General features: G+C 64.6%; 19 protein-coding genes, 3 tRNA genes and 1 pseudogene. 15 read left to right on the top strand and 8 right to left on the bottom strand.

Going from position 1 to position 25,083, the window contains the following annotated elements; genetic code table 11:
• The first annotated feature begins 29 nt into the window (after positions 1-29).
• The 3 genes from HMPREF3157_RS06750 to HMPREF3157_RS06740 are packed head-to-tail and all read left to right on the top strand — an operon-like array spanning position 30 to position 5,954.
• Positions 30-1,436, top strand: coding sequence for an HAD family hydrolase (locus HMPREF3157_RS06750; RefSeq protein WP_070435933.1), 1,407 nt, complete (start codon positions 30-32; stop codon positions 1,434-1,436).
• Position 1,437: 1 nt separating this feature from the next.
• Entirely contained in the window at positions 1,438-3,366 is a 1,929-nt protein-coding gene (locus HMPREF3157_RS06745; RefSeq protein ID WP_070435932.1) for a thioredoxin-like domain-containing protein, read from the top strand.
• Positions 3,363-5,954, top strand: a complete 2,592-nt coding sequence (locus HMPREF3157_RS06740) for a hypothetical protein (protein ID WP_070435931.1) — start codon at positions 3,363-3,365, stop codon at positions 5,952-5,954. Before HMPREF3157_RS06745 ends, HMPREF3157_RS06740 begins: the two co-directional genes overlap by 4 nt.
• Before the next feature lie 178 nt (positions 5,955-6,132).
• Here HMPREF3157_RS06740 and HMPREF3157_RS06735 read toward each other — a convergent pair whose 3' ends face one another.
• The 4 genes and pseudogenes from HMPREF3157_RS06735 to HMPREF3157_RS06725 all read right to left on the bottom strand — a co-directional run bounded on the left by HMPREF3157_RS06735 (position 6,133) and on the right by HMPREF3157_RS06725 (position 9,040).
• Positions 6,133-6,729 (bottom strand): TipAS antibiotic-recognition domain-containing protein, encoded by a 597-nt coding sequence (locus tag HMPREF3157_RS06735; protein WP_246816548.1) that lies wholly within the window; start codon positions 6,727-6,729, stop codon positions 6,133-6,135.
• A 30-nt stretch (positions 6,730-6,759) separates the two neighbouring features.
• Positions 6,760-6,996, bottom strand: a pseudogene (locus tag HMPREF3157_RS10805) (MerR family transcriptional regulator); the annotation flags it as partial.
• Positions 6,997-7,092: 96 nt separating this feature from the next.
• On the bottom strand, positions 7,093-7,716 hold the full coding sequence (locus HMPREF3157_RS06730; protein WP_070435930.1) for a response regulator: 624 nt from the start codon (positions 7,714-7,716) through the stop codon (positions 7,093-7,095).
• Between the two features lie 64 nt (positions 7,717-7,780).
• A complete protein-coding gene (locus HMPREF3157_RS06725; protein ID WP_070435929.1) occupies positions 7,781-9,040 on the bottom strand; it encodes a sensor histidine kinase in 1,260 nt (419 codons plus the stop codon).
• A 140-nt stretch (positions 9,041-9,180) separates the two neighbouring features.
• On the opposite strand from HMPREF3157_RS06725, the gene HMPREF3157_RS06720 reads away from it, so the two are divergent.
• Positions 9,181-10,275: an ABC transporter permease gene (locus tag HMPREF3157_RS06720; RefSeq protein WP_070435928.1), complete on the top strand. Its 1,095-nt coding sequence runs from the start codon at positions 9,181-9,183 to the stop codon at positions 10,273-10,275.
• Between the two features lie 51 nt (positions 10,276-10,326).
• Positions 10,327-11,016, top strand: coding sequence for an ABC transporter ATP-binding protein (locus HMPREF3157_RS06715; protein ID WP_070435927.1), 690 nt, complete (start codon positions 10,327-10,329; stop codon positions 11,014-11,016).
• Between the two features lie 79 nt (positions 11,017-11,095).
• On the opposite strand, the gene HMPREF3157_RS06710 is transcribed toward HMPREF3157_RS06715, so the two are convergent.
• Positions 11,096-11,169: transfer RNA gene (locus HMPREF3157_RS06710), tRNA-Gly, on the bottom strand.
• An 82-nt stretch (positions 11,170-11,251) separates the two neighbouring features.
• On the opposite strand from HMPREF3157_RS06710, the gene dcd reads away from it, so the two are divergent.
• The 9 genes from dcd to HMPREF3157_RS06665 all read left to right on the top strand — a co-directional run bounded on the left by dcd (position 11,252) and on the right by HMPREF3157_RS06665 (position 19,965).
• Positions 11,252-11,854 carry a dCTP deaminase gene (gene dcd / locus HMPREF3157_RS06705; RefSeq protein WP_070435926.1) on the top strand — a complete coding sequence of 201 codons (603 nt, stop codon included), beginning with the start codon at positions 11,252-11,254 and terminating at the stop codon, positions 11,852-11,854.
• On the top strand, positions 11,851-12,621 hold the full coding sequence (locus HMPREF3157_RS06700; RefSeq protein ID WP_070435925.1) for a hypothetical protein: 771 nt from the start codon (positions 11,851-11,853) through the stop codon (positions 12,619-12,621). The genes dcd and HMPREF3157_RS06700 overlap by 4 nt, the downstream gene beginning before the upstream one ends.
• Positions 12,622-12,728: 107 nt before the next feature.
• Complete coding sequence (locus tag HMPREF3157_RS06695; RefSeq protein ID WP_070435924.1) at positions 12,729-13,430, top strand: hypothetical protein; 702 nt, start codon at positions 12,729-12,731, stop codon at positions 13,428-13,430.
• Between the two features lie 82 nt (positions 13,431-13,512).
• Complete coding sequence (locus tag HMPREF3157_RS06690) at positions 13,513-16,431, top strand: Na+/H+ antiporter subunit A (RefSeq protein WP_070435923.1); 2,919 nt, start codon at positions 13,513-13,515, stop codon at positions 16,429-16,431.
• A complete protein-coding gene (locus tag HMPREF3157_RS06685) occupies positions 16,421-17,002 on the top strand; it encodes a Na(+)/H(+) antiporter subunit C (protein ID WP_070435922.1) in 582 nt (193 codons plus the stop codon). The genes HMPREF3157_RS06690 and HMPREF3157_RS06685 overlap by 11 nt, the downstream gene beginning before the upstream one ends.
• Positions 16,999-18,564: a Na+/H+ antiporter subunit D gene (locus HMPREF3157_RS06680; RefSeq protein WP_070435921.1), complete on the top strand. Its 1,566-nt coding sequence runs from the start codon at positions 16,999-17,001 to the stop codon at positions 18,562-18,564. The genes HMPREF3157_RS06685 and HMPREF3157_RS06680 overlap by 4 nt, the downstream gene beginning before the upstream one ends.
• Entirely contained in the window at positions 18,561-19,124 is a 564-nt protein-coding gene (locus tag HMPREF3157_RS06675; RefSeq protein WP_070435920.1) for a Na+/H+ antiporter subunit E, read from the top strand. Before HMPREF3157_RS06680 ends, HMPREF3157_RS06675 begins: the two co-directional genes overlap by 4 nt.
• Complete coding sequence (locus HMPREF3157_RS06670) at positions 19,124-19,411, top strand: MrpF/PhaF family protein (RefSeq protein ID WP_070435919.1); 288 nt, start codon at positions 19,124-19,126, stop codon at positions 19,409-19,411. Before HMPREF3157_RS06675 ends, HMPREF3157_RS06670 begins: the two co-directional genes overlap by 1 nt.
• Positions 19,408-19,965, top strand: a complete 558-nt coding sequence (locus HMPREF3157_RS06665) for a cation:proton antiporter (protein ID WP_070435918.1) — start codon at positions 19,408-19,410, stop codon at positions 19,963-19,965. The genes HMPREF3157_RS06670 and HMPREF3157_RS06665 overlap by 4 nt, the downstream gene beginning before the upstream one ends.
• Before the next feature lie 104 nt (positions 19,966-20,069).
• Here the strand turns inward: HMPREF3157_RS06665 and HMPREF3157_RS06660 are convergent, their stop codons facing one another.
• From HMPREF3157_RS06660 to HMPREF3157_RS06650, 3 genes are all read right to left on the bottom strand, one after another.
• Positions 20,070-21,746, bottom strand: coding sequence for a formate--tetrahydrofolate ligase (locus HMPREF3157_RS06660; RefSeq protein WP_070435917.1), 1,677 nt, complete (start codon positions 21,744-21,746; stop codon positions 20,070-20,072).
• Between the two features lie 211 nt (positions 21,747-21,957).
• Positions 21,958-22,030 (bottom strand) — tRNA-Phe (locus HMPREF3157_RS06655).
• Positions 22,031-22,195: 165 nt separating this feature from the next.
• Positions 22,196-22,269 (bottom strand) — tRNA-Asp (locus tag HMPREF3157_RS06650).
• Positions 22,270-22,399: 130 nt separating this feature from the next.
• Between HMPREF3157_RS06650 and hrpB the strand changes: the two genes are divergently transcribed.
• On the top strand, positions 22,400-25,075 hold the full coding sequence (gene hrpB / locus HMPREF3157_RS06645) for an ATP-dependent helicase HrpB (RefSeq protein WP_246816545.1): 2,676 nt from the start codon (positions 22,400-22,402) through the stop codon (positions 25,073-25,075).
• Positions 25,076-25,083 lie beyond the last annotated feature (8 nt).

The raw sequence follows: 25,083 nt of genomic DNA, 5'->3' as shown, positions 1-25,083 counted from the left end.
TCAGGGCCGCTGCGTATGGTGGGGGCACTATGAGCGACTATCAAGAGCCTCTCTCGCCCGGTCTCGCACCCTTCCGTGAAACCTTCGGCACGTTCACTCCCGAAGCGATTGTTTTTGACTGCGATGGTGTTCTCCTCAACACGCAAAGCCTGTGGGAAGAAACCCAGGTCGAATACCTCGAGGCCCGGTCCCTCGCGATGGAGGAGGCGCGCCGTCGTTGGCTCGTGGGCCGTGACGTGATCGACGTCGTCGTCGCGATCGCGGAGCTCACGGGGGAGAAGCCCGAAGACGTTGGCGAAAGTCTCAAGCGGAGCTACTTTGCAAAGCTTGCCGATGACATCCCCGTGCTTCCGGGCGCAGCGGAACTGCTGAAGGCCGCGAGTTCGCGGATCCCCGTTGCCGTGGCATCTAACAGCAACCGCGCCCCGCTCCTGAGCGAACTTGCCGACGTCGGCCTCCTGCCGTATGTCGATCACGTCGTCTCCCTCGACGACGTTGCAAGCCCCAAGCCCGCCCCCGACATCTACGTGCGCGCGTGCGAACTGCTCGGCGTCGCCCCCGAGCGAGCCCTCGCGATTGAGGATTCGGAAACGGGGGCGCAGGCCGCCGCAGCCGCCGGATGCCGGCTCATCGTTGCCCCTACGATTCCCGGGCAGCGACCCGAAGGCGAGCTTGAGATCGCTGCGATCGGCGACCCGGGGCTGCGCGAATGGGTAGCGACGTGGCCCGACCGCCGCGGTGGTTATTCGCCCGTGTACAACGCGCTCGGTCTCGTGCGCCACGAGATTCCCGACGCGATCGTGACCGACTGCGACGGCCTCCTCCTCGACACCGAGGCTCTATGGACCGAAACGCAGCTCAAGGTTCTCTACGACGCGGGCGTGACGCCAACCGAAGAGGACCTCGGCGCGCTCATGGGCACGACCCTCGAACAGACCGCCGAAATTCTCGGCGACATGACGGGCCAGGATCCGGCTCGCGTCGAGCAGATCGTGACCGACGACTTCCAGTCGCGACTCAGAGCCAATGTGCCGACCATGCCGGGCGCACGCGAATTCCTCGAACTTGCCGCGACCAAGGTGCCGATCGCGGTCGCCTCGAACTCGTGGCACGAGATTCTCGAGAAGAAACTCACGGCCGCTGGGCTCCTCGGGTATTTTGAGAGCCTTCAAAGCTCGAGTACCGTCGGAAACCCCAAGCCCGCCCCGGACATGTACGAGGCTGGCGCGAAAGCCCTCGGGTGCGAGCCCTCGCGGTGCCTCGCCTTCGAGGATTCCCCCCTTGGGGCGCGCGCGGCGAAAGCGGCGGGTATGACCCTCATCGGGATTCCCTCGACGGGGCAACCGATCGACGTGGCCGATTTAACGCTCTCCTCGCTGAGCGATCCCGACCTCCTCGCGTGGGTGAAGAGCTGGCCGAACCGAAAGCAGGACTGACATGACGAGCGAGAACTTTCGCGAAAATGCACGCCCCCACGCGTCCGAGTTGCTCGGCCGCGGGTGGCTCAACACCGGCGGGGTCGACCTGAGCCTCGAGGATCTTCGCGGCAAGATCGTGGTCCTCGATTTTTGGACGTTCTGTTGCGTGAACTGCCTGCACGTGCTCGACGAGCTGCGGCCGCTCGAGGAGAAGTGGTCCCAAGAGATTGTCGTGATCGGTGTGCATTCGCCGAAATTCTCGTTCGAGCGCGACCACGACGCACTCGTCGCCAACATCGAACGCTACGGCGTCGAACACCCCGTTCTCGACGACCCCGACCTACGCACGTGGAGCGAGTACGGCGCGAAGGCTTGGCCGACCCTCATGGTCCTCGACACGCACGGTCGCATCGCCGCGTCGATGTCGGGCGAAGGCCACGCGGCGAATCTCGACTCGACCATCGCACGGCTCGTGAGCGAGGGGGAGTCCGACGGCACCCTCGTGCGCGGCGATGCCCCTACTGTTCTCGAGCAATCCGAACTCCACACCCTGCGTTTCCCCTCGAAAGGCGGGCTTTTGCCCGACGGTCGCATCGTCGTGAGCGACGCGGGGCAAAACCGTATCGTCGTGTTCGAAGCCGACGGCGTGAGCGTCGACGAGGTGATCGGCACGGGTGTGCGCGGCTGGGCCGACGGTGACGCGGGCGAGGCACAGTTCTCGCAACCGAACGGCATCGCCGTTCTTCCACCCGAAGTTGCCGACCAGGTGGGCTACGACCTCGTGATCGCCGATACCGGCAATCACCGCCTGCGCGGTGTGCAGCTCGGCAGGCGTCGGCTCCTGCGCCCCAGGATCGAAAGCCACGTGTTCACCCTCGCCGGGAACGGCGAGCAGTGGATGCAGGGCCAGAGCCTTCCCACGGGGGTTGGCACTCCGATCCAGTTCGCCCTCTCGACACCGTGGGATGTCGAATGGGACGACGTATCCGGGCAGATCATCATCGCGATGGCGGGAATCCACCAGATGTGGACCTACCGGCCGGCGGCGCTCAACGACGACGGCGAGTTCGTTGACGAAGGCGCGCTCGCGGTTCTCGCGGGAACGACCCAGGAGGGCCTCGTAGACGGCGCTCTCGTGCGCTCGTGGTGGGCGCAGCCCTCGGGCGTCACGGTCGACGCCAACGGAACCGTGTTCGTTGCCGACGCCGAAACGAGTGCGGTGCGCGTGATCGCCGCGGATCGCAGCGAGGTCACGACTCTCGTGGGAGAGGGCCTCTTCGATTTTGGTCACGTCGACGGTCCTCTCGACAAGGCCCGCCTGCAGCACCCCCTCGGCATTACGGTTCTCGCCGATGGCCGCCTCGCGGTCGCCGACACCTATAACGGCGCGGTGCGGATCATCGACCCGATTCACGACTCGGTTGTCACCGTTGCGACCGGGCTTTCGGAGCCGAGCGACCTCATCGTCGTCGACCCGATCGATGGGCTCGCGCAGCTCATCGTCGTTGAATCCGGCGCGCACAAGCTCACGTGGGTGTCCATTTCGCCCGCTGCCGAGCAGATCATCGACGAGGGCCCGCAGCAGACCGAACGCCCCGCGACCGCGGTCTCGAACGCCGGCCCACTCACGGTCACCGTCGCGTTTACGCCGCCCGAGGGGCACAAGCTCGACGACTCCTTCGGCCCGGCAGTCCAGGTGAGCGTCTCGACGACGCCACCGGCGATGCTCGTGAGCGGAGGCGGGACCTCGAGCGAACTCGAGCGCGAGATTGAGCTCGACCCGAACTACAGCGAAGGCGTCATTCACGTCAGTGCGCGCGCTGCCTCGTGCGACGCCGACCCGAGCGTAGAGTTCCCCGCGTGCCACATGCACCAGCAAGACTGGGGCGTGCCGATCACGCTGACCGAGGAGGGCACGCGCGCGCTCGTCCTCTCGCTTCTCGCATGAGCGCCTTCGCCTTGGGGGCCGACACCGCATGGATGCTCGTTGCGGCCGGGGTCCTCTCGCTCGTAGCCCTCGCCCACCCGTGGTTATGGATCGCGCGCGGTAGAGCCGGCGTCGATGATCGCGCGCCGCGGATCGGCACGCTCGTGACGGCCGCATCGCATTCGGCCCTGTGGGGCGGGTTCGGCGCGGGAATCCTCGTGGCCCTTGCGCCCGGCGATGCCGGTGATCGGGTGTTGCGCGGCGGTTCCGTTTTCTTCGGCAGCATCCTCGCGGTCGCCGTGGCGGCCCTCGGGGCGCTGCTCGTCGCACGGGCGAATGTCGATGACCCCGATCCGGACGCCACTGATGAACCGCGAAAGCCACGCCTTTCTGCGGCGAGAGCTCTGCCCGGGAGCGTGCGTGGAATCGGCGTGGGCGCCGCAACGCTCATGCTCATTGCCCTCATCGTGGTGAAGCATGCCGATGCGGGGCCGCTCCTCCTCCTTGTCGCGCTCGGCCTCGCGATCGGTGGGGCGTCGCTGCGCTCGGGCGTGGCGCTCTCCTCACTGGGGGAGACCGGTGCACGGATTGACGTTGGCACGCTTGAGCAGTCCCGAGACCGGGACGATCTCCCACTCGAGCCCCTGTCACCGCCGCTCGCGCGCGGTCCGCTGCGCGCGGTCGATTCCGCTGCGCTCGCGGCTCTCCTCGCGGGCGCCGTCATGACGCTCGGTGCGCCCATCGTGGGACTCGCCGGTCTCGTTTCCGCCATTGTGCTGGCGTGCGGTGCGCTCGTCGCCCTGATTGGCTCTGCGTTTGTGCCCGCCGGATCGACGCGCTCCTCGCGCTTCGTGAGCGCCGGGCTCACGGGGATCATTCCGCTCGCTCTCGTCGGCTCTGTGCTCTCCCTGTGGCTGCCCACTCGCTACGCGAATCTCCGCATGGCCGAAGTGGGGCTCGGAAACTTCAACGACCCCTTGCTCGTGTCGCTCTTCGTCGACTCGGATACCCAGCAGGCACCCGCGTCCGTCGCGCGCGACGAGGTCGAACCTCTGATCGAGAAAATCGCTGCGCAGTTCTCCGGCTTCTACGCAAACGTGGGAGACGCCCCCGAAGCGCAAAGCGTTGCCGACACGATCATGCTGCACGCGATCAACCCCTCGTTCGTGACGGGCCTCGCGCTCGTCATTGGAGGCGCACTCGCCCTCCTCGCTGGCCTCGCGATCGTGTGGCCGCACGTGCGAACCGAGACCGCCATGGGAGCAGGCCCTTCCCGCGGGATAGTTGCCGCTCGCTTTGGGCGCATCAGCCCGTCGTCGGTGGGTCTCGGCTCCAGTCGCGCACTCGCGCTGCTCGCCATTGCCGCTTTGCTCGGTATCGCAGCGGCGTGGGGCCTCGCGACTGCCGCCGCCGGCATTGCCTACCTCGGCTACTACCTTCTCGCGCTCGCCGCGGCAGGAGCCGCGGCTGTGTGGGGCGGCTTCTCGGCGATCGCGGGCGCCGGGTATTCTCGCGAAACCGCCGTTTCGGTGCGCGACGGTGACGCCACGGAGCAGTCCTCTCACGAGGCGCTCGCGGGCTCTCTTCTCGCGCTGCTCTCGAGTGCGGCTGCCCTCCCGCTCGTGGCACCGATTGCGGGAGCGATGCGCGCGGCGCCGCAGCAGGGTGTGCTGTGGGCCGACAGGCAGCTACGCGTGTTGAGCGTTGATTCGCCAACGGTCGTTCTTGGTTTCGCGTTCGGTGTTGTGGCCGTTCTGGCCGTGGTCGCGTTCATCGCGACGCCCACGCGCGCTGTTCTTGCCAATGCCGTGACCGAGGCGCGCATTGCGCTTGCCGAACAGTCGAGCGCTCGAGGTTCATCCGACGGCCCCGATGATTGTGGCGACGAGGTGCTCTTTGAGGGGCTCGAGAGTGCGCTTCGGCGCACGTCAGCGATCGTGGTGATGTGTGCGTTGCTCGCTCCGGCCGTATGTGGCTTCGGGATCGGAGCGGCATCGCTGCCCGCCTTCGCCGTCGGTGTTGTGGTGGCTTCCGGTGTAGTTGCGGCGGCTGCGCACATGCGCGTCGCCTCAAGTGAAGCGGCCCTAGCGCGGGTTGAGTCAGGGGTGGCCGGTGGCACCGCGTCGCTTGCCTACTCGTCTGTGCTCACCGAAGTATCGGAGGCCCGAGCTCGAGTGTCGCTCATGTCTTCACTTGCCGGCGCGTCTGGCTTCGGTGCCATCGCGGTGCTCATGACGCTCGCGGCTGCTCCCGCAGTCGTGTCCCTCACGGGAGATGAGGGGACGCATCCTCTCGTGCGGGTCATCATCGTGGTCGCGGCCCTCATGGTGCTCGTCGTCTCGATCGTGCTGTCGCGGGGCCTCGAGCAGGTCGACCTCGCCGACAATCTGCGAGATGCGACTGATCGGGATGACCAGGATTCCCGCGCCTCGACCACGGTGCGCGAGAAGACCTCGAGTGCGCAGGCACAGTCGAAGAAACGGGCGGCGCAATCCAAGCGAAACTCGGATGCCCGCGAGGAAAATCGGCCCGAATCCAACGATCTTGTAGACGACATTTTCGGCGAGTCTGAAGTCTCGAAGAAGAAGCGTGGGCGCAAAAGGAAGTAGGGATAAAGGACGGTTTCCAGCGTAAGTCCCACCTCGACGTTCTTGTTGAGGCGCGAGCGTCGACGTGAGCTTCCCGTGCTCCAAAAGTACCGGTGCTGGGTGCTCAAGAGATCTTTCCTCTCAAGCGCCCAGCACCGGTTTTCCTTACTGTGATGAGCTCAATGTTGTGAGTATCGCTCTATTGCCATTCGGCCTTAGCGGGATCGACTCCGTATTTTCGAGCGTTCTCGTCGATTGCGAGCGTGAGCCATTCCGCCATACCCGATTGACGTGACTCAAACCTTTCGCGAAAGCGTGGGTCCTCGACGTACCCTCTCGCGATCAGAACATGCTTGGCGGGCGTGACCTCGAACCAGGTCAGTGCTCTGCGGTACTCATCGGCGAGGCTAATAGCTTCGGCGCTTCGCGGATCCACACCGCGCTGAATAGCTGCGGCGATTTTCTCTTCAACAGCATCGATTTGAATCTTGTCACGCTCCAGGTCTTCTGCTGTTTGGGATTCTTGGTATTGACGAGATGTTGCCCAGTCCTCGGTGTGCCCCCATTTGTTTTTCGCTTCGTCGTCCCATTCGGGATTCCAATCCTTTCCCAGGATTTCTGCGCGTTGTTCGGGGGTAATTTTCTCTCCCATATCAATCCTTTCGATCAGTGAATCTACTGCCCGCAGCATGCGGTGCAGGTGATCGACTTTGCCCAGCAGTGCTTCGCGTTGCTGAACGAGCCGTTCCCGCTCCGAAGCGACCTCATAAGCCGTTCCAGCACGTGCATCAGTCATCCCACGACTCAATCCTTGTGCGGCGAGGAGGTCGCGAACCTCTGCGAGCGACATCCCGGTTTCCCGGTAGATGAGCACCGCGTGGAGACGTTCGAGATCTCGCTCGCTGTAGAGGCGATACCCCGCCCGGGACCGTGCGCTTGGACTTACCAAAGCGATTTCGTCCCAGTAGTGAAGAGTTCGCACGCTCACCCCAATGAGCGCGGCTGTTTCGCCAACGGAGAGGTCTTGATGCGAGCTTTGGTTCGGTTCAGGAGTGTTCGGCATGTCGTTCACGCTACCGATCCTGGTGCCTCACGTGACGTGAGGGTCAAGTCCTTTTCGCGGTGGCGAACCCGCGAGATCGGTTCCGAATTCGTAAAGCTAGTCGAGCAGCCCCTCTTCACGCGCCCGCGCGAGCGCCGCCGTCCGGCTCGACACCCCAAGCTTTCCGTAGAGCCGCGCGAGGTGAGTCTTGATGGTGGTGGGGGAGAGGAATAGTTCCTCGCTAATCTCGCGATTGCTCAAACCGCGATCGAGCGCATTGAGCACGTCCCTTTCCCGGCCCGTGAGCGTGATGCGGTCCTTGCGCATCTCGCTCAGGAGCTTGCCCGCAACGACGGGTGCGAGCACCACCTCGCCGCTCGCTGCACGCTGCACCGCGCTCGTGAGGTCGGCTGGCGCGGAATCCTTCAAGAGGTAGCCTTGGGCGCCGGCCTCGACGGCGGCGAGAATCTCGGAATCGTCGTCGTAATTGGTGAGAACGAGAATCCGCGGGTGATCCCCGCGTGCGCGAATAGCGCGGATCGCCTGCACGCCGCTCATGCCGCCGTCGGCGAATCGAAGATCCATCGTTACGAGATCCACGTCGCCCTCGCTGGCTCTTTTGACTGCCTCTTCAGCGCTGGGGGCTTCGGCGACGACGGTGAAGTCCTCGTGGCTTTCGAACACGGCGCGCAGCCCCGCGCGCACCACGGGGTGGTCGTCGGCGATGAGGATCGAGATCATGCGTGCGCTCCTTGAAGGGTTGGAGAGGTGGAGTGGGTAGCGTCCTGGGACTCGGGGGCGGGTTTCACGAGGCTGGAGCGGGCTCGGTCAGGGCCGACGGTTCCTGCGCCACTGGGATCGCCACGCTTACGAGCGTGCCGTCGCCGGGCGAGGCGATGATCGCGGCGTTTCCGCCGAGTTCTCGCGAGCGTTGCACGACGAAACCGAGGCCGTAGCCGCCGCTGTCGCAGCGCGGGCCGAGCAGCGCCTCGTCCACGTCGAAGCCGCGGCCGTCGTCTTCGATATCGACATGCAGCTCGCCACCGTCAGCGTAGGCGCGAACCTCGATGCGTGAGGCGCGCGCGTGGTCGAGGGCGTTGGCGAGCGACGATTGGACAATACGCACGAGACTCGTCGCTGTCGTCATGTCGAGCTCCGGCAGATCGTGAGAGACGTGGCATTCGATGACCGGGGCTGCTTCACCGGGAACGGCGACCACTCTGGACCGAGCGGTGTCAACAACACGGGTGAGAGCCGTCTCGAGGCGCGCGGGTCCCGATTCGTGTGGCGTGAGGTGGGAGATCGCGCTGCGAAGCTCGCTCAGGGCTTCCGAGGTGGCGTCGGAAGCGGAACGCACGTGATCGAGCGCAAGTGGCACCTCACCCGAACCGAGTGCCTCGTCCGCGAGCCCGAGTCGCAAGATGACGCTCGAGAGAGACTGGGCCGTGGTGTCGTGAAGGTCGCGACCAAGCCGCTCGCGCTCGGTTATGCGTGCTTTTTCGCGTTCAGACTCGACGAGCTGGTCTTGGGCGCTTCGAAGTTGCGCGATGACGGTATTTTTCTGAAGCGCCTCGAAGCGCATCGCGCGGTACATGTGCATGAACGCGAGCATAAGCACGGCGATGAGGAGCGGCCCCACGACAGTGCCCGTCGAGGCGCCATGGTGGAAAACCTGTCCTGCGATCGTAAAAGCAGTAAGGCCGAGCGTTACGAAAGCTCCGGTGTGCTCAGGCAGAAGCCACTGGGCGATGCCGATAAGTGCAAAGAGGAAGTAGGTCGCGTGGGGTGTTTCTGCAATAACCATCGCCCATGCCGAGGCGAGCACTGCCACGTACACGAGGGGGCGCCACGAGAGAACGGTTGCCGGCTCGGCGTGAATATCGCCGGCACGCACGAGCCACGCGCCGCCTCCGAGCATCACAAAGAGCGTCACGAGGCTGAAGATCACGACGCTCGTGGTGTGTGACGCCGCAGTGAGAGTGCTTTCGAAGACGGGGATCGCAAGGAGAACACATGCGAGAGCGGCTGCCCCCACGACGTGTGAGGTGCGGGCTGAAGTGGGCATGTCTTCGATCCTAATTCCCGTACCCGAAGAGCTGTTCCTCCAAAAGGATGAACGAAGTGGGTACCGGCAGGAGGTACCGGCGAATGGGCCCCGATAGGCACAGTGGAGACATCATCAACCGCGCATAAGGAGTTCGCCTCATGTTTCTTGCCATCCGCGACCTACGCTTCGCGAAGGGACGTTTCTCCCTCATCGTCGCCGTCGTGTCCCTCATGACGTTCCTCGTGACATTCCTGGCCGGCCTCACGGGCGGCCTCGCGATGCAGAACATCTCGGCGATTCTCTCGTTGAATCCCGACAAGGTCGTCCTGTCGGTCGACGATGGCGAGCAGGAGCAATTCGCGAACTCGACCATCACCGAGGAGCAGTACACGGCCTGGGCTGACAAGGCCGGAAAGGACGCCGTCACCCCGCTCGGCATCTCGAGCGCACTGCTCGATACAGGTGAGAAGACCGAGTCGGTCGTCCTCATGGCCGAGCCGTTCGGCAAGGACTCCCGCGTCCCCGAGGCCGGCAAGCTCGTGCTTGGCGAGACCACTGCCGAATCCCTCGGAGTGAACGCCGGCGACACCCTCGAAGTTTCGGGTGAGACCCTCACCGTCTCACGCGTGCTCAAGGATGAGTTCCATTCACACCGCCCGGTCGCCTTCGCTGACCTGACCACGTGGCACGACTACCTCGAGCGCACCCATCAGCCGCAGGATTACGCGACCGCGCTTCTCGTGGGGGAGGGAGGGGCCGACGCTTCCTCGGCTCTCACTGATTCCGAGGTCAAGACCCTCGATAGCGATCAGTCCACGACCACGAAGTCGCTTCTCCCGTCGCTTCTCGCGATTGGCTCGTTCCGCTCAGAAATCGGCTCGCTCGCGATGATGATCGCTCTCCTCGTCGTGATCTCGACGCTCGTGATCGGCGTGTTCTTCCTCGTGTGGTCGATGCAGCGTCAGCGCGATATCGCCGTGCTCAAGGCGATCGGCGCGCGCACGAGCTGGCTCGCGAGCGACTCGCTGTGGCAGGCGCTCATCGTGCTCGGCATCGGTTCGCTCATCGGCGTTGGTCTCACCGCTGGCCTGGGTGTTCTCGTCGCCAACGCGATGCCGTTTGTCATGAACGTGGCGACGCTCGTGGGCGTCCCCATCCTCATGCTTCTCGCGGGTCTCGTGGGCTCGCTCGTGTCGGTCCGCACGATCACGAAGGTGGATCCGACGAAGGCCCTGCAAGCGTCTGCGGCCTAGCCACTCCGGAAGACTCCGCGCCCCTCACACTTTGACGAAAAGGACAAAGCAATGCTGAACCTCAACGACATCAGCCTCACCTACCCTGATGGCGGCTCGACCGTCACCGCAATCAACCACGCGAACCTCACCGTGAACCCCGGTGAGTTCGCCGCCGTGACCGGCCCCTCCGGTTCGGGCAAGTCGAGCCTGCTGTCGGTCGCCGCGACCCTCACGAGCCCCGATTCGGGAAGCGTGACAATCGCCGGTATCGAAACAACAACGCTTAACCAAAAGCACAAAAGCGAGGTGCGCCGCGACCACATCGGCATCGTGTTTCAGTCGCCGAACCTCATCCCATCGCTCACCGTTGCCGAGCAGCTCGAGATCGTCGCACGTCTCGGTGCGGGCACCTTGAAGCGCGTATCGAAGAAGGAACGCCAAGAGCGCATCGAGGCGGCCCTCGATGCCGTGGGCATGCTCGACCGTGCCCATCACCGCCCGGGAGCTCTCTCCGGTGGTCAGCGGCAGAGGGGCAATATTGCCCGTGCGATCATCCACCAACCCGAGGTTCTGCTCGTGGATGAGCCGACGAGCGCCCTCGACCAGGAGCGCTCCAAAGCGATCATCGAACTGCTCGCGGAGACCACCCGCAAGCGCGAGCTCGCGACCATCGTCGTGACCCACGCGCAAGAGCAGCTCGAACAGTTCGATTCCGTTTATCGCATGGTTGACGGCGTTCTGTCGCGCGAGCGAAACTGAATTCCCGAGGGTTTGTGGGGGTTATTCCGGTCGTGAAGGCTGGGATAACCCCCGCAACGTCTATGCAATTCGGTGAAAGTGGAGCGGGTGACGGGAATCGAACCCGCGCTGTCAGCTTGGGAAGCTGAAGTTCTACCATTGAACTACACCCGCGAATGTGCCTCCCTAGTGTAGCCGCCGCGCGGCGCACCTCCAAACCGGCGTGAGGGAAGCGACCACGCGTTAAGATAGAGGCGTGCTTCTCAGTGATCGTGATATTCGCGCGGAAATCGAGGCGGGCCGCATCGGCATCGCCCCCTTTGGTGACGAGTTTATTCAGCCCGCGTCAGTGGACGTGCGGATCGATCGATTCTTTCGCCTCTTCGATAACCACAAGTACGCGATGATCGACCCTGCGAAGGAGCAGGCAGAGCTTACGCGCCTCGTGGAGGTGGCCCCGGATCAGCCCTACATGCTGCATCCGGGCGAATTCGTGCTCGCGTCGACGTATGAGACGGTGAGCCTTCCCAACGACATTGCGGCGCGCCTTGAGGGGAAGTCGAGCCTCGGCCGCCTCGGGCTGCTCACGCACTCCACGGCGGGCTTTATCGACCCCGGGTTCGAAGGGCACATCACCCTCGAGCTGTCGAACATGGCAACCCTCCCGGTCGCACTGTGGCCGGGCATGAAGATCGGCCAGCTGTGTTTCTTCCGGCTTAGTAGCGAGGCAGAAAGCCCGTACGGCTCGGAGGGGAACCTCAACAGGTACAGGGGCCAAAGGGGTCCGACGGCTTCCCGCTCATACATGAACTTTCACCGCACGCAGATCCCCGCAACCCCCTTGGAGGAGACCCCGTGACGCACACCCTTGTTCTCGACCGAAGCTACGGGCTCGATGATCTCTTCGCGCTCACGCTCAACCGTTACCCACTCGCGCGGAAGAAGAAGAAAACGATCCGGGTCAGTGACACGACTTCGCTTGTGTGGAACCCTTCGGCGAACGAGGCAACGATCGAGGTTCCCATGCATCGCGATGGCGGACCTTCGGAGATTCCCGATGGATTCGGCTTCGATACGGCCTTCCCGAACGGTGTACCCGCCGGTGAGGAGCGCGAGATTCTCGAGTTCGCGCTTAACGCGGTGCGTCGCCTCGGCGGGAAGGTCGTGACCGACACGGGCCACGAGCTCGCCCCGCATCAGTTCATGCAGCCGAGCCTCCACGTGATTGCCGCGTATGAGCTCGCGCCGAAGGACCTGCTCGAGATCGTGCAGAAGATCGTGAAGGAGTCGGAGCTTGTGGGAGAGCCTGAGGGCTTCCCGTACATGATCTCGGCCCCGATTTTCGCGCACGCCGATCTCGTGGTTGAAGCGACGACGCTCGAGGAAGACATCCCCGCGATTGAGCACGTCGAATGGGTCAAGGAAGGCGCGGCGCTGTACACGGTGGCCTATCGCCCCGATGATCCCTCGAGCCTCGTTGCCGAAAACCCGGAGAAGCCGCAGATTCGTGAATGGCGTGAGGCCTACCTCGGGTGCAGTGCCGTGGCGCGCGCGATTTGGGACGAGACTGGCGGGTTCGTGCTCGACTACGAGAATTTCCTCGTCAACCCGAACGAACTGTTCTAAAGCAGCGTGAGACCCATTGCACAAAACGGGACTTAAGTTGTATTCTTGAGGTGGTTCGCCGGACAGCCATGCGGAGTGAAGCCTGGTCTTGCGATGAGGAGAAGTCGATGACGAAGATGTTGTCCGCAGTCGCTTCGTGCGCCACCGTCGCGCTCATGGTCGCGGGATGCTCAAGCTCTCCCGTGAACTCGGAATCTTCACCGAAAGTTGCTCCTTCCACGGCTCACGAGCAATGGGTACAGGACGCCCGAGTTCGCCTCGACGGTCAGGGCAACCGCTACTTTCCGAAGGTCAGCCGAGAAGAAGCGCTCGATGCCGAATGGGCACGTATCGAAAGTGCTTATGCATCGCAAGGCCGCACAGCACCCGAGAAACCAGACAGCCCTGCGGAAGTGAAGGACGATCAAGACGCCTGGGTGCGGTGTATGCACGACGACGGCTGGAGCGACACCGATGTTTCCTCCGAAGGTATTGTGACGCGGGGTGAGTTTTCGCTGAGCAAGCCGCTTGAATGGTCCGTTTCGGAATATGGATGCTCCGCGAAATTTACATCGTTGGGGGAGATGCCAAACGAGAAGCAAGCAAGCGAATTGTGGCAGTTCCAAAAAGATGTCGTCATTCCGTGTCTCGAAAAGCAGGGGGCGACTATCGCGGGCTTCCCGTCCGAAGAGGAGTACCTGGACCGGTACTTCAGTGATGGTTCGCTCGAGCTCGCGAGCGCATACGCTCCCGGTGATGTCCAGCAGCGACTACTCGAAGGGAAACTCGAGTGTCGCGCACTTCCCGAGGGATGGGATTATTCCGTGTAGCGGGACGGCTCGCCGCGTCGCGCCTATGACTTGATAAGGTTAAGCGTCCCCGCACCGTAGTCACGAGGACGGAACCACCTGCATGATTATCGCCATCGTCGCGCATTTCGCGATGGCACTTGTGGCGCCCTTTTTCGTGAAGTGGTGGAAACAAAAAGCATTTCTACCGATCGCTCTCGTTCCCGCGGGAACCGCCGCGTACCTGCTCGCGCACTCACCCGCCGTCCTCGCCGAGGCGCCCCTCGTCGAGTCCCACCCGTGGATTCCCCAGTTCGGCATCACTCTGAGCTTTGCACTCGACCCGCTCGCGTGGCTGTTCGTCCTCATCGTTTCGGGTATCGGAACGGTCATCATGCTGTACTGCTCGCGGTACTTCAAGGAAACGGAGCCGTCGCTCGCGCGTTTCGCAGGTGTGTTCACGGCGTTCTCCGGGGCGATGCTCGGGCTTGTGCTCGCCGACGACGCGATGATGCTGTTCGTGTTTTGGGAGCTCACGACCGTGTTCTCCTACCTGCTCATCGGCCACTACGTCACGAAGCAGGCCTCGCGTCGCGCGGCGATCAACGCGCTCATTTCTACGACCGCGGGCGGCCTCGCCCTCATGGTGGGACTCATCATGCTCGGCGTTGAAGCCGGCAGCATGCGAATCTCCGAGATCCTCACGTCGCCCGCGTTCGCCGCAGTCTCCCCGTACCTCGTTGTGGCCCTCGTGCTCGTGCTCATCGGTGCGGCTACGAAATCGGCACTTGCCCCCGGGCACTTCTGGCTCCCCGGTGCAATGGCCGCACCCACGCCCGTGTCGGCGTATCTTCACGCCGCGGCGATGGTGAAGGGGGGAATCTATGTTCTCTTGAGGTTCGTCCCGCTCCTGGCAACCGTCGGACCCCTCACGATTACAGTTTCCGCTCTCGGTGCCGCGACCATGCTGCTCGGTGGGTGGCGCGCCCTCAGGCAAACCGATATCAAGCTGCTGCTCGCGTACGGCACCGTGTCCCAGCTCGGATTCATGGCGTCGATCGCGGCCGTCGCCACGCGCGAAGCGGTGTTTGCCACAGCCATGCTCACCCTCGCACACGCGCTTTTCAAGGCGCCGCTGTTCATGAGCGTCGGCGTCGTAGACAAGTGCTACGGCACTCGCGACCTGCGCGAACTCAGCGGGGTGTTCAAAGACCTGCCGATTATCGGGATCGTCGCCTTCGTGAGCGCGGCTTCGATGGCGGCGATGCCGCCGCTATTTGGATTCGTCGCAAAGGAAGCGGTGTTCTACACCCTCGCCGAGGGTGAGCCCTGGGCTCGTGCGATCCTCGCGGCGACCGTCGCTGGATCCGTGCTGACAGTCGCCTACTCGTGCCGATTCTTCTTCCACGTGTTTCCCGGCGAAGGCGGGGCTCCGCACAAGCAACCCACGCTGCGATTCCAGCTCATCCCAGCGATCGTCGCGACCGCGAGCCTTTTCGCTCTCGCGCTCACTCCCCAGCTTGAGGTACTCGCGACGCTCATCGCGGGCGGCCCCGGCGCCGCCGTGGGGGAGGTCGGTCACCTCGCCGTCGTTCCCGATCACGTGTCGCTTCCGCTCATCTGTTCGCTCCTCGCACTTACCCTCGGTGCTGCCCTCGCGGTGTGGCACGCCCCGTTTGAGCGCTTCCAGAAGGCCGTGAGCCCCCAGCGCACGGCGCTTGGGCGATGGTGCGATGCGGAGCGCCTGTTCCGCGCTTCCATGCGCCAGGTGGACTCGCTCGCCGTGCGCACAACCGCCTTCTTCCAGCGCGGCTCGCTCCCGGTGCACCTCGGCGCGATCTTCCTCGTGTTCGTCGTGATGCTCGGTGGCGCACTCGGCTTCACCGGTAAGCTCCCGGACACGGTCGTCCTGTTCGCACATCCCGCAGAGTTTGCCGTGGTCGGCTTCACGGCGCTCGCAGCGCTCGGCGCGGCGCGCGCCCGTCGCCGGCTGAGGGCCGCGCTTCTGATTTCCGGCACGGGCTTCGGCGCTGCGCTCCTGTTCATGATGTACGGCGCCCCCGATGTCGCCGCGACCCAGCTTTTCGTCGAGACGATGATGACCGTCGTGCTAATCCTCGTGCTGCGACGCCTGCCCGCGCACTTCTCGATTCGCCCGCGCCGCTTCGACCAAGTCGCGCGCTGGTCAATCGCCATCTGCACGGCCATCGTGATCGTCACCGTCTTCGCGTATGCGGCGGGAGCGCGCCTCACCGCCCCGGTCGGCCCCGAGCTCATCGAGGCCGGTTACGAGATCGGCAAGGGGCACAACGCGGTCAACGTCACCCTCGTCGACGCGCGTGTGTGGGACACGATGGGGGAGATCGCCGTAGTCCTCGTCGTTGCCTCGGGAATCGCCTCCCTCATCTTCGTGCAAAAGCGTGAGCAGCAGATCGTGCGCGTAGGGGACCTCGAGGGAGAGCTCTCGATCTGGCGACGAACGTCCGACGCCTCCATCCCCGAAAATACGCTCCGGTTCCACGACGAGAGCGGGGACCTCGAGGGCAATCGCGGCTCCACGTGGCTCCTCGCGAGCCGCACCCTCGCGCCCGAACGCCGAATGGTCGTCCTCGAAGTCATCACGCGCCTCACGTTCCCGATGCTCATGGTGCTGAGCGTCTACCTGCTGTGTGCAGGCCATAATTTCCCCGGTGGCGGATTCGCCGGTGGCCTGGTTGCGGGTCTCGCGATCACGCTTCGCTATCTCGCCGGCGGCCGCTACGAACTTAACGAGGCCGCGCCCGTGCAGGCCGGGGCGCTTCTTGGCATTGGCATGGTGCTCGCCCTTTTCACGGGCATCTCACCGCTCCTCTTCGGCGGCACGGTGTTCCAAAGCTACGTGTGGATCGGGCACCTCCCCGTTCTCGGCGAGATCGAACTCGCGAGCGCACTCATCTTCGATATCGGCGTGTACCTGATCGTCGTGGGCCTCGCCCTCGACGTCTTGCGCACTCTCGGCGAGCAGATCGACCGGCATCAGGAGGCGGAACTCGATGCACGTTAGCCTCCTCATTCTCCTTCTCGCGGCAGTCTTGATCGCGAGCGGAATCTACATGCTGCTCGAACGCACCCTCTCGCGCATCATCATGGGCGCGGTCCTCGCGGGCAACGGCATCAACCTGCTGTTTCTCCTCGCGATCGGGACCCCCGGAACGCCGCCATTTGAAGGCTCGGGCGCGCTTGAGGCCATGAGCGACCCGCTGCCCATGGCGATGGTGCTCACCGCGATCGTCATCTCTCTCGCCCTCACGGGCTTCGGCATGGCGCTCTCCTACCGCTCGTGGCAACTATTCGGCCACGACGAGGTTCCCGACGACGTCGAGGACCTCCGCGTCGCCGACCGCTCGCGCAGGCTCGTCGAACGTCACCGCCACGAAGTCATCGAGAAGGTCGGATTCGAAGCCGACGAGCGACGCAAGGAACGCGAACACGCGCGCTTGGAGGAAGAGGCCGAAAAGGCACGCGCGAACGCGCGCGAGGATGCGGACGACGATATTTCCGACGACTTTACGTCCGACGAAGAAGTCGAACAGAGCCCGACAGAAAGCGACAGCGACGAGGAGGAGACGCCATGAGCCCCGAGATTCTCCTCGCCGCGCCCGTGATGCTTCCGCTCCTCGGCGCCGCCGTCGCTCTCCTCACGCGTCACCGCGCTGGACTCCAACTCATCGTCACGATCGGCACCCTCAGCGTCAACCTCGTGATCGCGGCGCTCCTCATGTACTGGATCAACGAGAACAGCATCCTCGTGCTCCAGATTGGCAAATGGACGCCCACGCTCGGCATCGTGCTCGTTGCCGACAGACTCACGGGCCTCATGCTTTTAGTCTCGTCCTTCGTGACCCTCGCCGTGCTCATCTACGCGAGCGCCCAAACGATCTCCGAGCACATCGAATCCACCCCCATTGCGATCTTCCACCCCTCCTACCTCCTGCTCGTCGCGGGCGTCTCAAACGCGTTCCTCGCGGGCGACCTCTTCAACATGTACGTGGGCTTCGAGATCCTGCTCGCCGCGTCATTCGTGCTGCTGACGCTCGGGGGATCCGCAAGCAGGGTTCGAGCCGCGACGACATACGTGATCGTGTCGATGGTGAGCTCCATGCTGTTTCTCGTGGGGATCGCCAGTTGCTATGCGGCCGTCGGAACCGTGAACCTCGCGGAGATTGCCGCGCGCATGGACCACGTGGACCACCACGTGCGCCTGCTCATCGAGTTCGTGCTGCTGATCGCCTTTGGGCTCAAAGCAGCGATCTTCCCGCTGTCAGCCTGGCTGCCCGACTCCTACCCGACGGCGCCCGCCCCCGTGACGGCCGTGTTCGCGGGACTGCTGACCAAGGTGGGGATCTACGCGATCATCCGTCTCGAAACCCTCATGTTCCCCGAGTCGGAGATCTCGACCGTCCTCCTGGTCGCGGCCGGTTTGAGCCTCGTGATCGGCATCCTCGGGGCTATCGCCCAAACTGACCTCAAGCGTGTGCTGTCGTTCACGCTCGTCAGTCACATGGGCTACATGATGTTCGGCATCGGGATTTCTTCGCAAATCTCCATGACGGCAACCGTGTTCTACGTTGCCCACCACATCACCGTGCAGTCCACGCTGTTCCTCGCGGCTGGACTCATCGAGCACGTGGGAGGAACAACGAATCTCGCGAAGCTCGGTGGGCTCGCGAAGGCCGCGCCGTGGCTCGCGATCCTCTTCTTCGTGCCGGCCATGAACCTCGCGGGTGTGCCGCCGCTCAGCGGGTTCATCGGGAAAGTTGGTCTCATTATTGGCGGTATTCACCGCGGGAGCGCACTCGCGTGGATACTCGTTGCGCTGAGTGTGATCACCTCGCTTCTGACCATGTACGCGATCGCGAAGGTGTGGAACCGCGCGTTCTGGCAGGAAACTCCCGAGCAGATCGTGGTGGAGAAGCCCGTCACACCGCTGCTCATGAGCGGTTCGACCGCGGCGCTCGTCGCGTTCTCACTCGCCCTCACCGTGTTCGCCGGCCCCCTCATTGCGTACAGCGAAACGGCCGCGTCCTCGCTGCTTGAGCGAGCCCCCTACGTGAGTGCAGTGCTCGGTGACGACGCTGCCGATCGCCTCGTGTACAACATCGACGACGCCGGTGGAGGGCAGGTGGCGCCCGAATGACCCGCTTCACCGGTCGAATCCGCGACCTTCCTTCGCACACGCTCGGCATCCTCGGAGGTGCCCTCACGTGGTGCCTCCTGTGGGGAGAATTCAGTGTCCTGAGCGTCCTCGGCGGACTCCTCCTCGGCGCCCTCATCTACGTTATTTTCCCCGCGCCACCGCTGAGCCGCGAAGTCACCCTACGCCCCGTAAGCGCGCTCGTATTTCTCGCCGTTTTCGCGAAAGACCTCGTCGCGGGCAGCATCCAGGTGGCGCGCTTCGCGCTGCGCCCCTCCGGTAGCCCGGGCTCGAGCGTGATCGCCGTGCAGCTACGGTCACGAAGCGACCTGTTCCTGTCGTTCACGGGTATTCTCGCAACCCTCATTCCCGGCTCGGTTGTCGTCGAGGCGCAGCGCGCCACGGGAACCCTGTTCTTCCATGCGATCGGCGTGACCACGAAAGAGCAGATCAAGGCGCAGCACGAGAGCATTCTTCGCCAAGAAGAACGTTTGCTGCGGGCCTTCGCCGCGCGCGACATCCTCGAAAGCGCCGGATACGGGATGAGAAGGAGGCACGGCTGATGTTCGAGACGATTCTGCTCTGCGCCGCGATCGCGCTCGGCCTGATCTCGATCCCGATCGTCTACCGGATGATCGTGGGCCCCACCGTTCTCGACCGCGCCGTCGCGCTCGACATGCTCGTTGTGCAAGTCATCATGGGGCTCGCGCTCTACTCGGCATGGACCGCAACGACCTTCGCGATTATCCCCGCCCTCGCCCTCTCGGCGACGGCCTTCATTGGCACGCTCGCGCTCGCCCGTTTCGTGGCCCGCGCCGACGTCCCGGAGCGAAAGGACGCCGAGCAGTGAGCATCCCCGAGATTATCGGCTCGATTCTCATCGTGATCGGCGTGATCGTCGCCGCGATCGCGATGGTTGGCCTCATTCGCTTCAACGACGTTCTCTCGCGCATGCACGCCGCGTCCAAACCTCAAACTCTCGGTCTGGTGCTCGTGCTTGCGGGGGCGGCGATTGCCTCGCAGTCGTTGGCAATCGCGGGCATGCTGGCCCTCGTGCTCGCCGCTCAATTCCTGACCATGACAGCCTCGAGCGCGATGCTGGGTCGAGCCGCATTCCGCCGCGGCTTCCTCCTAGGAAGCGACTACGCCTTCGACGAACTCACGCCGCGACTGTCGATCGGTGGCGAAGGCGACGACGATGACGACGGCTTCATCGATCCTGAGGCGGACGCCCACCCCGATACCGAGACCGAGAACGCCCTCCCCTCGAACGTTCTCACGCACACGATGGGGCTTGAACTCGCCGGCCTCAAGGAATACTTCGACGAGGAAGAAGTCAGCGAAGGCGACGAGAGCGACGCCGGTGCACACCCCCGCACGGGAGAGTACGGCGGGAAACAGTAGCGCCAGTAGGGCGGTAAAGGTTCCGACGGTTGCCGGGTTAACGAGGGAGCGGGGGCGGCCCGGTGGCCACCCCCGCTCCCTTACGCGTGGGAGTCGATAGTCCCTTAGAAGAGGCCGATCGCGTTGCCGTCCTCATCGACGCCCATGCGCAGAGCCGCGGGCTCCTTCGGCAGGCCGGGCATGGTCATGACCGAACCGGTGAGAGCAACGACGAACCCTGCGCCGAGGCGGGGGATGAGGTCACGAACGTGGAGCACGTGGCCCTCGGGCGCGCCGAGCTTGGTCGGGTCGTCGCTGAACGAGTACTGGGTCTTCGCCATGCAGACAGGAAGCTTGTCCCAGCCGTTCTTCTTGAGGCGGCGAAGCGCAGCGGGGGCACCGTCGACGTACTGGACTTCGGAAGCACCGTAGACCTCTTTGGCGATGGTCTCGATGGCGTTTTCGACGCCGTCTTCGGTCTCGTAGAGGTGGTGGAAGTCGCCGGCCTCTTCGATCGCGGCGAGCACCTGGTCGGCGAGGTCGAGAGCGCCTTCGCCGCCCTTGGCCCACACCTCGGAGAGGGCTGCCTTGTAACCGTTCTCCTTGGCCCAGTCGAGAACGGCGTTGAGCTCGGTCTCGGTGTCCGACGGGAAGCGGTTGAGGGCGATCACGGGCTCGAGGCCGAACTTGCGGATGTTCTCGAGGTGCTTGCGGAGGTTCGAGGTGCCCTCGAGGGCTGCCTCGACGTTCTCGGTTTCGAGGTCGTCCTTCTTGACGCCGCCGTGCATCTTGAGCGCGCGTACGGTTGCGACGAGCACGACCGCGTCGGGCGAGAAACCGCCGAAGCGCGACTTGATGTCGAGGAACTTCTCGCCGCCGAGGTCCGAGCCGAAGCCGGCCTCGGTCACGGCGATCTCACCGAGCTCGCGGGCGAGGTTCGTCGCGATGATCGAGTTGCAGCCGTGCGCGATGTTGGCGAACGGGCCACCGTGAACGAGGGCGGGGGTTCCGCCGAGGGTCTGCACGAGGTTCGGGTTGAGGGCGTCCTTGAGGAGCATCGTGATGGCGCCTTCGACCTTGAGGTCGGCGACGGTCACGGGCTTGCGATCGAACGTGTAGCCAACGACGATGCGCGAGATGCGCTCCTGGAGGTCCGCGAGGTCCGTCGCGAGGCAGAGGATCGCCATGATCTCCGAGGCAACGACGATGTCGAAGCCGTCTTCGCGTGGCATGCCCTGGGCGGGGCCGCCGAGGCCGACGACGATTGAGCGAAGTTCGCGGTCGTTGACGTCGAGGACGCGCTTCCACTGGATGCGGCGCGGGTCAATGTTGAGGGGGTTGCCCTGGTGAATCGAGTTGTCGATGAGGGCCGCGAGGGTGTTGTTGGCGATCTGGATTGCGTGGAAGTCGCCCGTGAAGTGGAGGTTGATGTCTTCCATGGGGACGACCTGGGCGTAGCCGCCGCCGGTCGCGCCACCCTTGACGCCCATGACCGGGCCGAGGGACGGCTCACGCAGGGCCACGACGGTCTTCTTGCCCTTGAGGGAGAAGGCGTCGGAAAGGCCGACGGTCGTTGTCGACTTGCCTTCACCGGCGGGGGTGGGCGAGAGGGCCGAGACGAGCACGAGCTTCGCCTTCGGCTTGTCGCTATTGCGGTCGATCTTCTTCATGTCGACCTTGGCCTTGGTCCAGCCGTAGGGGATGAGGGCGTCGTCGGGAATACCGGCGGCCTCGGCGATCTCGGTGATCGGCTTGAGGGTGTGTGCCTGGGCGATCTTGAGATCGGGGTTTTCGCTTGCCATGGGGCAAATCTCCTTTGATTCTTCTCGGTTCCTGCGGGGGCGTTCATCCCTCACTGTGACCTAGCAAACGGGAAATTCCCTGAGCGTGCCAGCGATTCGCCGGCTCGTGCGGTGTTCCGGCGCGCTCGCGTGACCGAGATTTCGGAAATATGGTGCGGGCAAGGGGCATACAAAAATCCCCCGCCCGGTACGACCCGGCGGGGGATTGCTGTGGCTCCGACGGGCGTCGATCCCGTGACCTCTCGATTTTCAGTCGAACGCTCTACCAACTGAGCTACAGAGCCTTATGTTCCAGAAGGAACAGCGAACAGCCTACCAGTGCACGCGAGCGCGTGCGAAATCGACGGGGGAGGGGGAGAGGTAAGACACGTTCGTTCGGGTGTGGGCGCAAAGGGTGGGGGGGCATGGAAAAACCCCCTCGATTCTTCGAGGGGGTTTGTCGCTTTTTGCGACCCTGACCGGGCTTGAACCGGCGACCTCCGCCGTGACAGGGCGGCACTCTAACCAACTGAGCTACAGGGCCTTTTTCGTCGCGCTCTCGCTTCGACTCGAATTACTTTACACACCCTGTGCACCAAATGCCACCTGAGAGCGGAGAGGCTCGTCACATTCGTGATTCCGCTGGTCTTCGCATGCTTGGCACAATGGATGGGGTGAGGAGCAGAGCACAGTCCGACGGTTCACCCGCCACCTTCGATCTCGAAGTAATCGGGGCGCGCCTCGCCTTCGCGAGTGTCGCTGCTGACCTCGCCGAGGCGATCGCGTCGCCCGGTGCGAGCGCAGTCGTACAGGCCCCTCCGGGATCGGGCAAAACGACGCTCGTGCCGCCCATCGTCGCGAACGCTCTCGCGGGTGAGCCTGGCGCGGGCCGCGTGATTGTGACACAGCCGCGGCGGGTAGCCGCGCGCGCGGGTGCCTCAAGGCTTCGCGCTCTCGCCTCACAGTCCAATCCGGCACTCGCCAACCGCGTCGCCTATACGGTGCGCGGCGACTCTACGCTCACGCGCGACTCCCTCGTGGAGTTCGTGACACCGGGTGTCCTCGTGCGACGCTTCCTCGCCGATCCCGAGCTCGTGGATGTGTCGGCGATTGTGCTCGACGAGGTGCATGAGCGTTCTCTCGAATCTGATCTCGCGCTTGCCTTCGCGCTTGACGTGCGTGATCTGAGTGGGGATCTGAGGCTTCTCGCGCTGTCGGCGACCCTCGATGCCGAGCGCTTCGCGGGTCTCATGGGGGAGGGGCTCGAGAATCCGGTCCCGGTGATTGATTCGCCCACAGCGCTTTTTCCCGTGGATACGCGGCGCGCCCCCTTCGCCTCGCGCATGAGCGAGCGCGGGGTCTCAAGGGAGTTCCTCGCACATGCCGCGCGGGTGGCGGTTGAGGCACTTGAGGAGCCGGGCGAGCTCGCTGACTGCGATGTTCTAGTGTTCCTGCCGGGGGCGTGGGAGGTTGAAAACGCGGCATCGGCGGCGCGAGATCTCCTCGCGCGTCGTGGCGCGCGGGTCGACGTATGTGAGCTTCACGGCCGCATCGATGCGCGTGAACAGGATCGGATTGTGCGGGGCCGCGGAGCCGGCGAGCCGCGCAGGATCATCTTTTCCACGAATCTCGCCGAGTCGTCGCTCACCGTGCCGGGCGTGCGCATCGTCGTGGATTCGGGGTTGAGCCGCGAGGTGCGCCGCGATGCCGCACGAAAAATGAGTGGCCTCGTGACCGTCACGGCGTCGCGTGCGAGCATGGCGCAGCGCGCCGGTCGCGCGGGCCGACTCGGCCCCGGCCTCGCTATTCGCCTCTTCGATGACCTCGCCTACGCCGGCGCGCGAGACTTCACCCTCCCCGAGATTGCGAGCGCCGACCTCACCGATACGGCACTGCTCATGGCGGCATGGGGGACGCCCGGCGGCTCGGGCCTTCGCCTTCCCGACCCGCCCCCGGCGGACGCGCTCGAGGACGCCCACGAGACACTCCACGCCCTCGGAGCCCTCGACGCCGATGGTGCGCTCACGCCCCTCGGCCGTACGCTCGCCTCTATCCCCACCGACCCGCGGCTTGCCCGGGCGCTGCTCGCCTCAACACCGGTCGTGGGGTCCGACGCCGCCTCGCGCACCATTGCAGCCCTGTCCCTTGAGGCGCCACTCCCGCTCGACGGCCGCAGCATCGACGGCCCGCGCGCGAGCCGCGAGCGTCTCGCGAAAGAAGCCGAGCGTTTCGCCCGCATCGCTCGCCGCCATGCAGGCGATGCACGCCCCGAAACGAGGGGCGAACTGGAGGGGCTCGAGACGCCGTATGATCCGGCGCACGCCGCCGGAATCGTCGTGGGCCTCGCCTACCCGGAGCGGCTCGCGCGGCGCGTCGAGCCGGGAATCTACGAGTGCGCAGGCGGGACCCGCGCCGGCACGGACGAGACGAGTCTCGGCGAATGGATCGCGATAGCCGAGATGCAGCGATCGAACGCGAAGGCCGCCCGCGGCACGGGCGCGATCATCCGCTCGGCCGCACCCCTCACCGAAGAGGAAGTCCTCGCATGCGCGGGCGCCCTCATGCGCGAGAGAACCGAAATCGACTTCGGCGAGAACGGCGCGAAAGCGCGCCGCGTACGCGCGCTGGGCAGCATCGTTCTCTCCTCGACACCCACGAAAGCTGAGGGGGCAGGTGCGCGAGAGGCTGTTCTCGCGGGCATTCAACGCGCCGGACTCGGCATGTTCACGTGGAGCCCGAGCGCCGCAAACCTGCGCTCGCGCCTCGCGCTTCTTCACCGCGAGCTCGGCGAGCCCTGGCCCGACGTGAGCGACGCGGCGCTACTGTCACGCCTCGAAGAACTTGCGGGTCCCGAAATCGACGCGCTCGCCGGCATCGGCAGAAAAAACCCGCTTCCCCCCTCAAAAATCGACATGCGCCCCATCCTCGAGCGCGCCCTCCCATGGCCCGAAGCCGCGCGACTCGAAGAACTCGTGCCCGAGAGAATCCAGGTGCCGTCGGACTCCAAAATTCGCCTTGACTACCCGAGCACCGACCAGATTGCGCACGACGATGAGAGCGGCGCGGACGAGGCGCCCGTGAGGCTCAAGGTCAAGCTCCAGGAAATGTTCGGGCTCGAAGAGACCCCGCGCATCGTCGAGGGCAGGGTGAGCGTGCTCATCGAGCTGCTCTCACCCGGTGGCAAACCCCTCGCGATCACCAAGGACCTGCGCTCATTTTGGGCGGGGCCGTACGCCGAGGTGCGCAAAGAAATGCGCGGCCGCTACCCGAAACACCCCTGGCCCGAGGACCCGATGGCGTTCGAAGCGACCGCGAAAACGAACCGCGCACTCAGGCGCGGCCCGCACTAGGGGCGGGG

The organism is Dermabacter sp. HMSC06F07 (assembly GCF_001807345.1).
GTDB classification, from domain to species: Bacteria; Actinomycetota; Actinomycetes; order Actinomycetales; family Dermabacteraceae; genus Dermabacter; species Dermabacter hominis.
The sequence above is the reverse complement of the archived record's forward strand: the minus strand, read 5'-3'. Positions and strand labels throughout refer to the sequence as shown.

Coding starts and splice junctions, on each gene's coding strand:
- HMPREF3157_RS06750 (WP_070435933.1), top strand. CDS start 30: ATGAGCGACTATCAAGAGCCTCTCTCGCCCGGTCTCGCACCCTTCCGT.
- HMPREF3157_RS06745 (WP_070435932.1), top strand. CDS start 1,438: ATGACGAGCGAGAACTTTCGCGAAAATGCACGCCCCCACGCGTCCGAG.
- HMPREF3157_RS06740 (WP_070435931.1), top strand. CDS start 3,363: ATGAGCGCCTTCGCCTTGGGGGCCGACACCGCATGGATGCTCGTTGCG.
- HMPREF3157_RS06735 (WP_246816548.1), bottom strand. CDS start 6,729: ATGACTGATGCACGTGCTGGAACGGCTTATGAGGTCGCTTCGGAGCGG.
- HMPREF3157_RS06730 (WP_070435930.1), bottom strand. CDS start 7,716: ATGATCTCGATCCTCATCGCCGACGACCACCCCGTGGTGCGCGCGGGG.
- HMPREF3157_RS06725 (WP_070435929.1), bottom strand. CDS start 9,040: ATGCCCACTTCAGCCCGCACCTCACACGTCGTGGGGGCAGCCGCTCTC.
- HMPREF3157_RS06720 (WP_070435928.1), top strand. CDS start 9,181: ATGTTTCTTGCCATCCGCGACCTACGCTTCGCGAAGGGACGTTTCTCC.
- HMPREF3157_RS06715 (WP_070435927.1), top strand. CDS start 10,327: ATGCTGAACCTCAACGACATCAGCCTCACCTACCCTGATGGCGGCTCG.
- HMPREF3157_RS06695 (WP_070435924.1), top strand. CDS start 12,729: ATGACGAAGATGTTGTCCGCAGTCGCTTCGTGCGCCACCGTCGCGCTC.
- HMPREF3157_RS06690 (WP_070435923.1), top strand. CDS start 13,513: ATGATTATCGCCATCGTCGCGCATTTCGCGATGGCACTTGTGGCGCCC.
- HMPREF3157_RS06685 (WP_070435922.1), top strand. CDS start 16,421: ATGCACGTTAGCCTCCTCATTCTCCTTCTCGCGGCAGTCTTGATCGCG.
- HMPREF3157_RS06680 (WP_070435921.1), top strand. CDS start 16,999: ATGAGCCCCGAGATTCTCCTCGCCGCGCCCGTGATGCTTCCGCTCCTC.
- HMPREF3157_RS06675 (WP_070435920.1), top strand. CDS start 18,561: ATGACCCGCTTCACCGGTCGAATCCGCGACCTTCCTTCGCACACGCTC.
- HMPREF3157_RS06670 (WP_070435919.1), top strand. CDS start 19,124: ATGTTCGAGACGATTCTGCTCTGCGCCGCGATCGCGCTCGGCCTGATC.
- HMPREF3157_RS06660 (WP_070435917.1), bottom strand. CDS start 21,746: ATGGCAAGCGAAAACCCCGATCTCAAGATCGCCCAGGCACACACCCTC.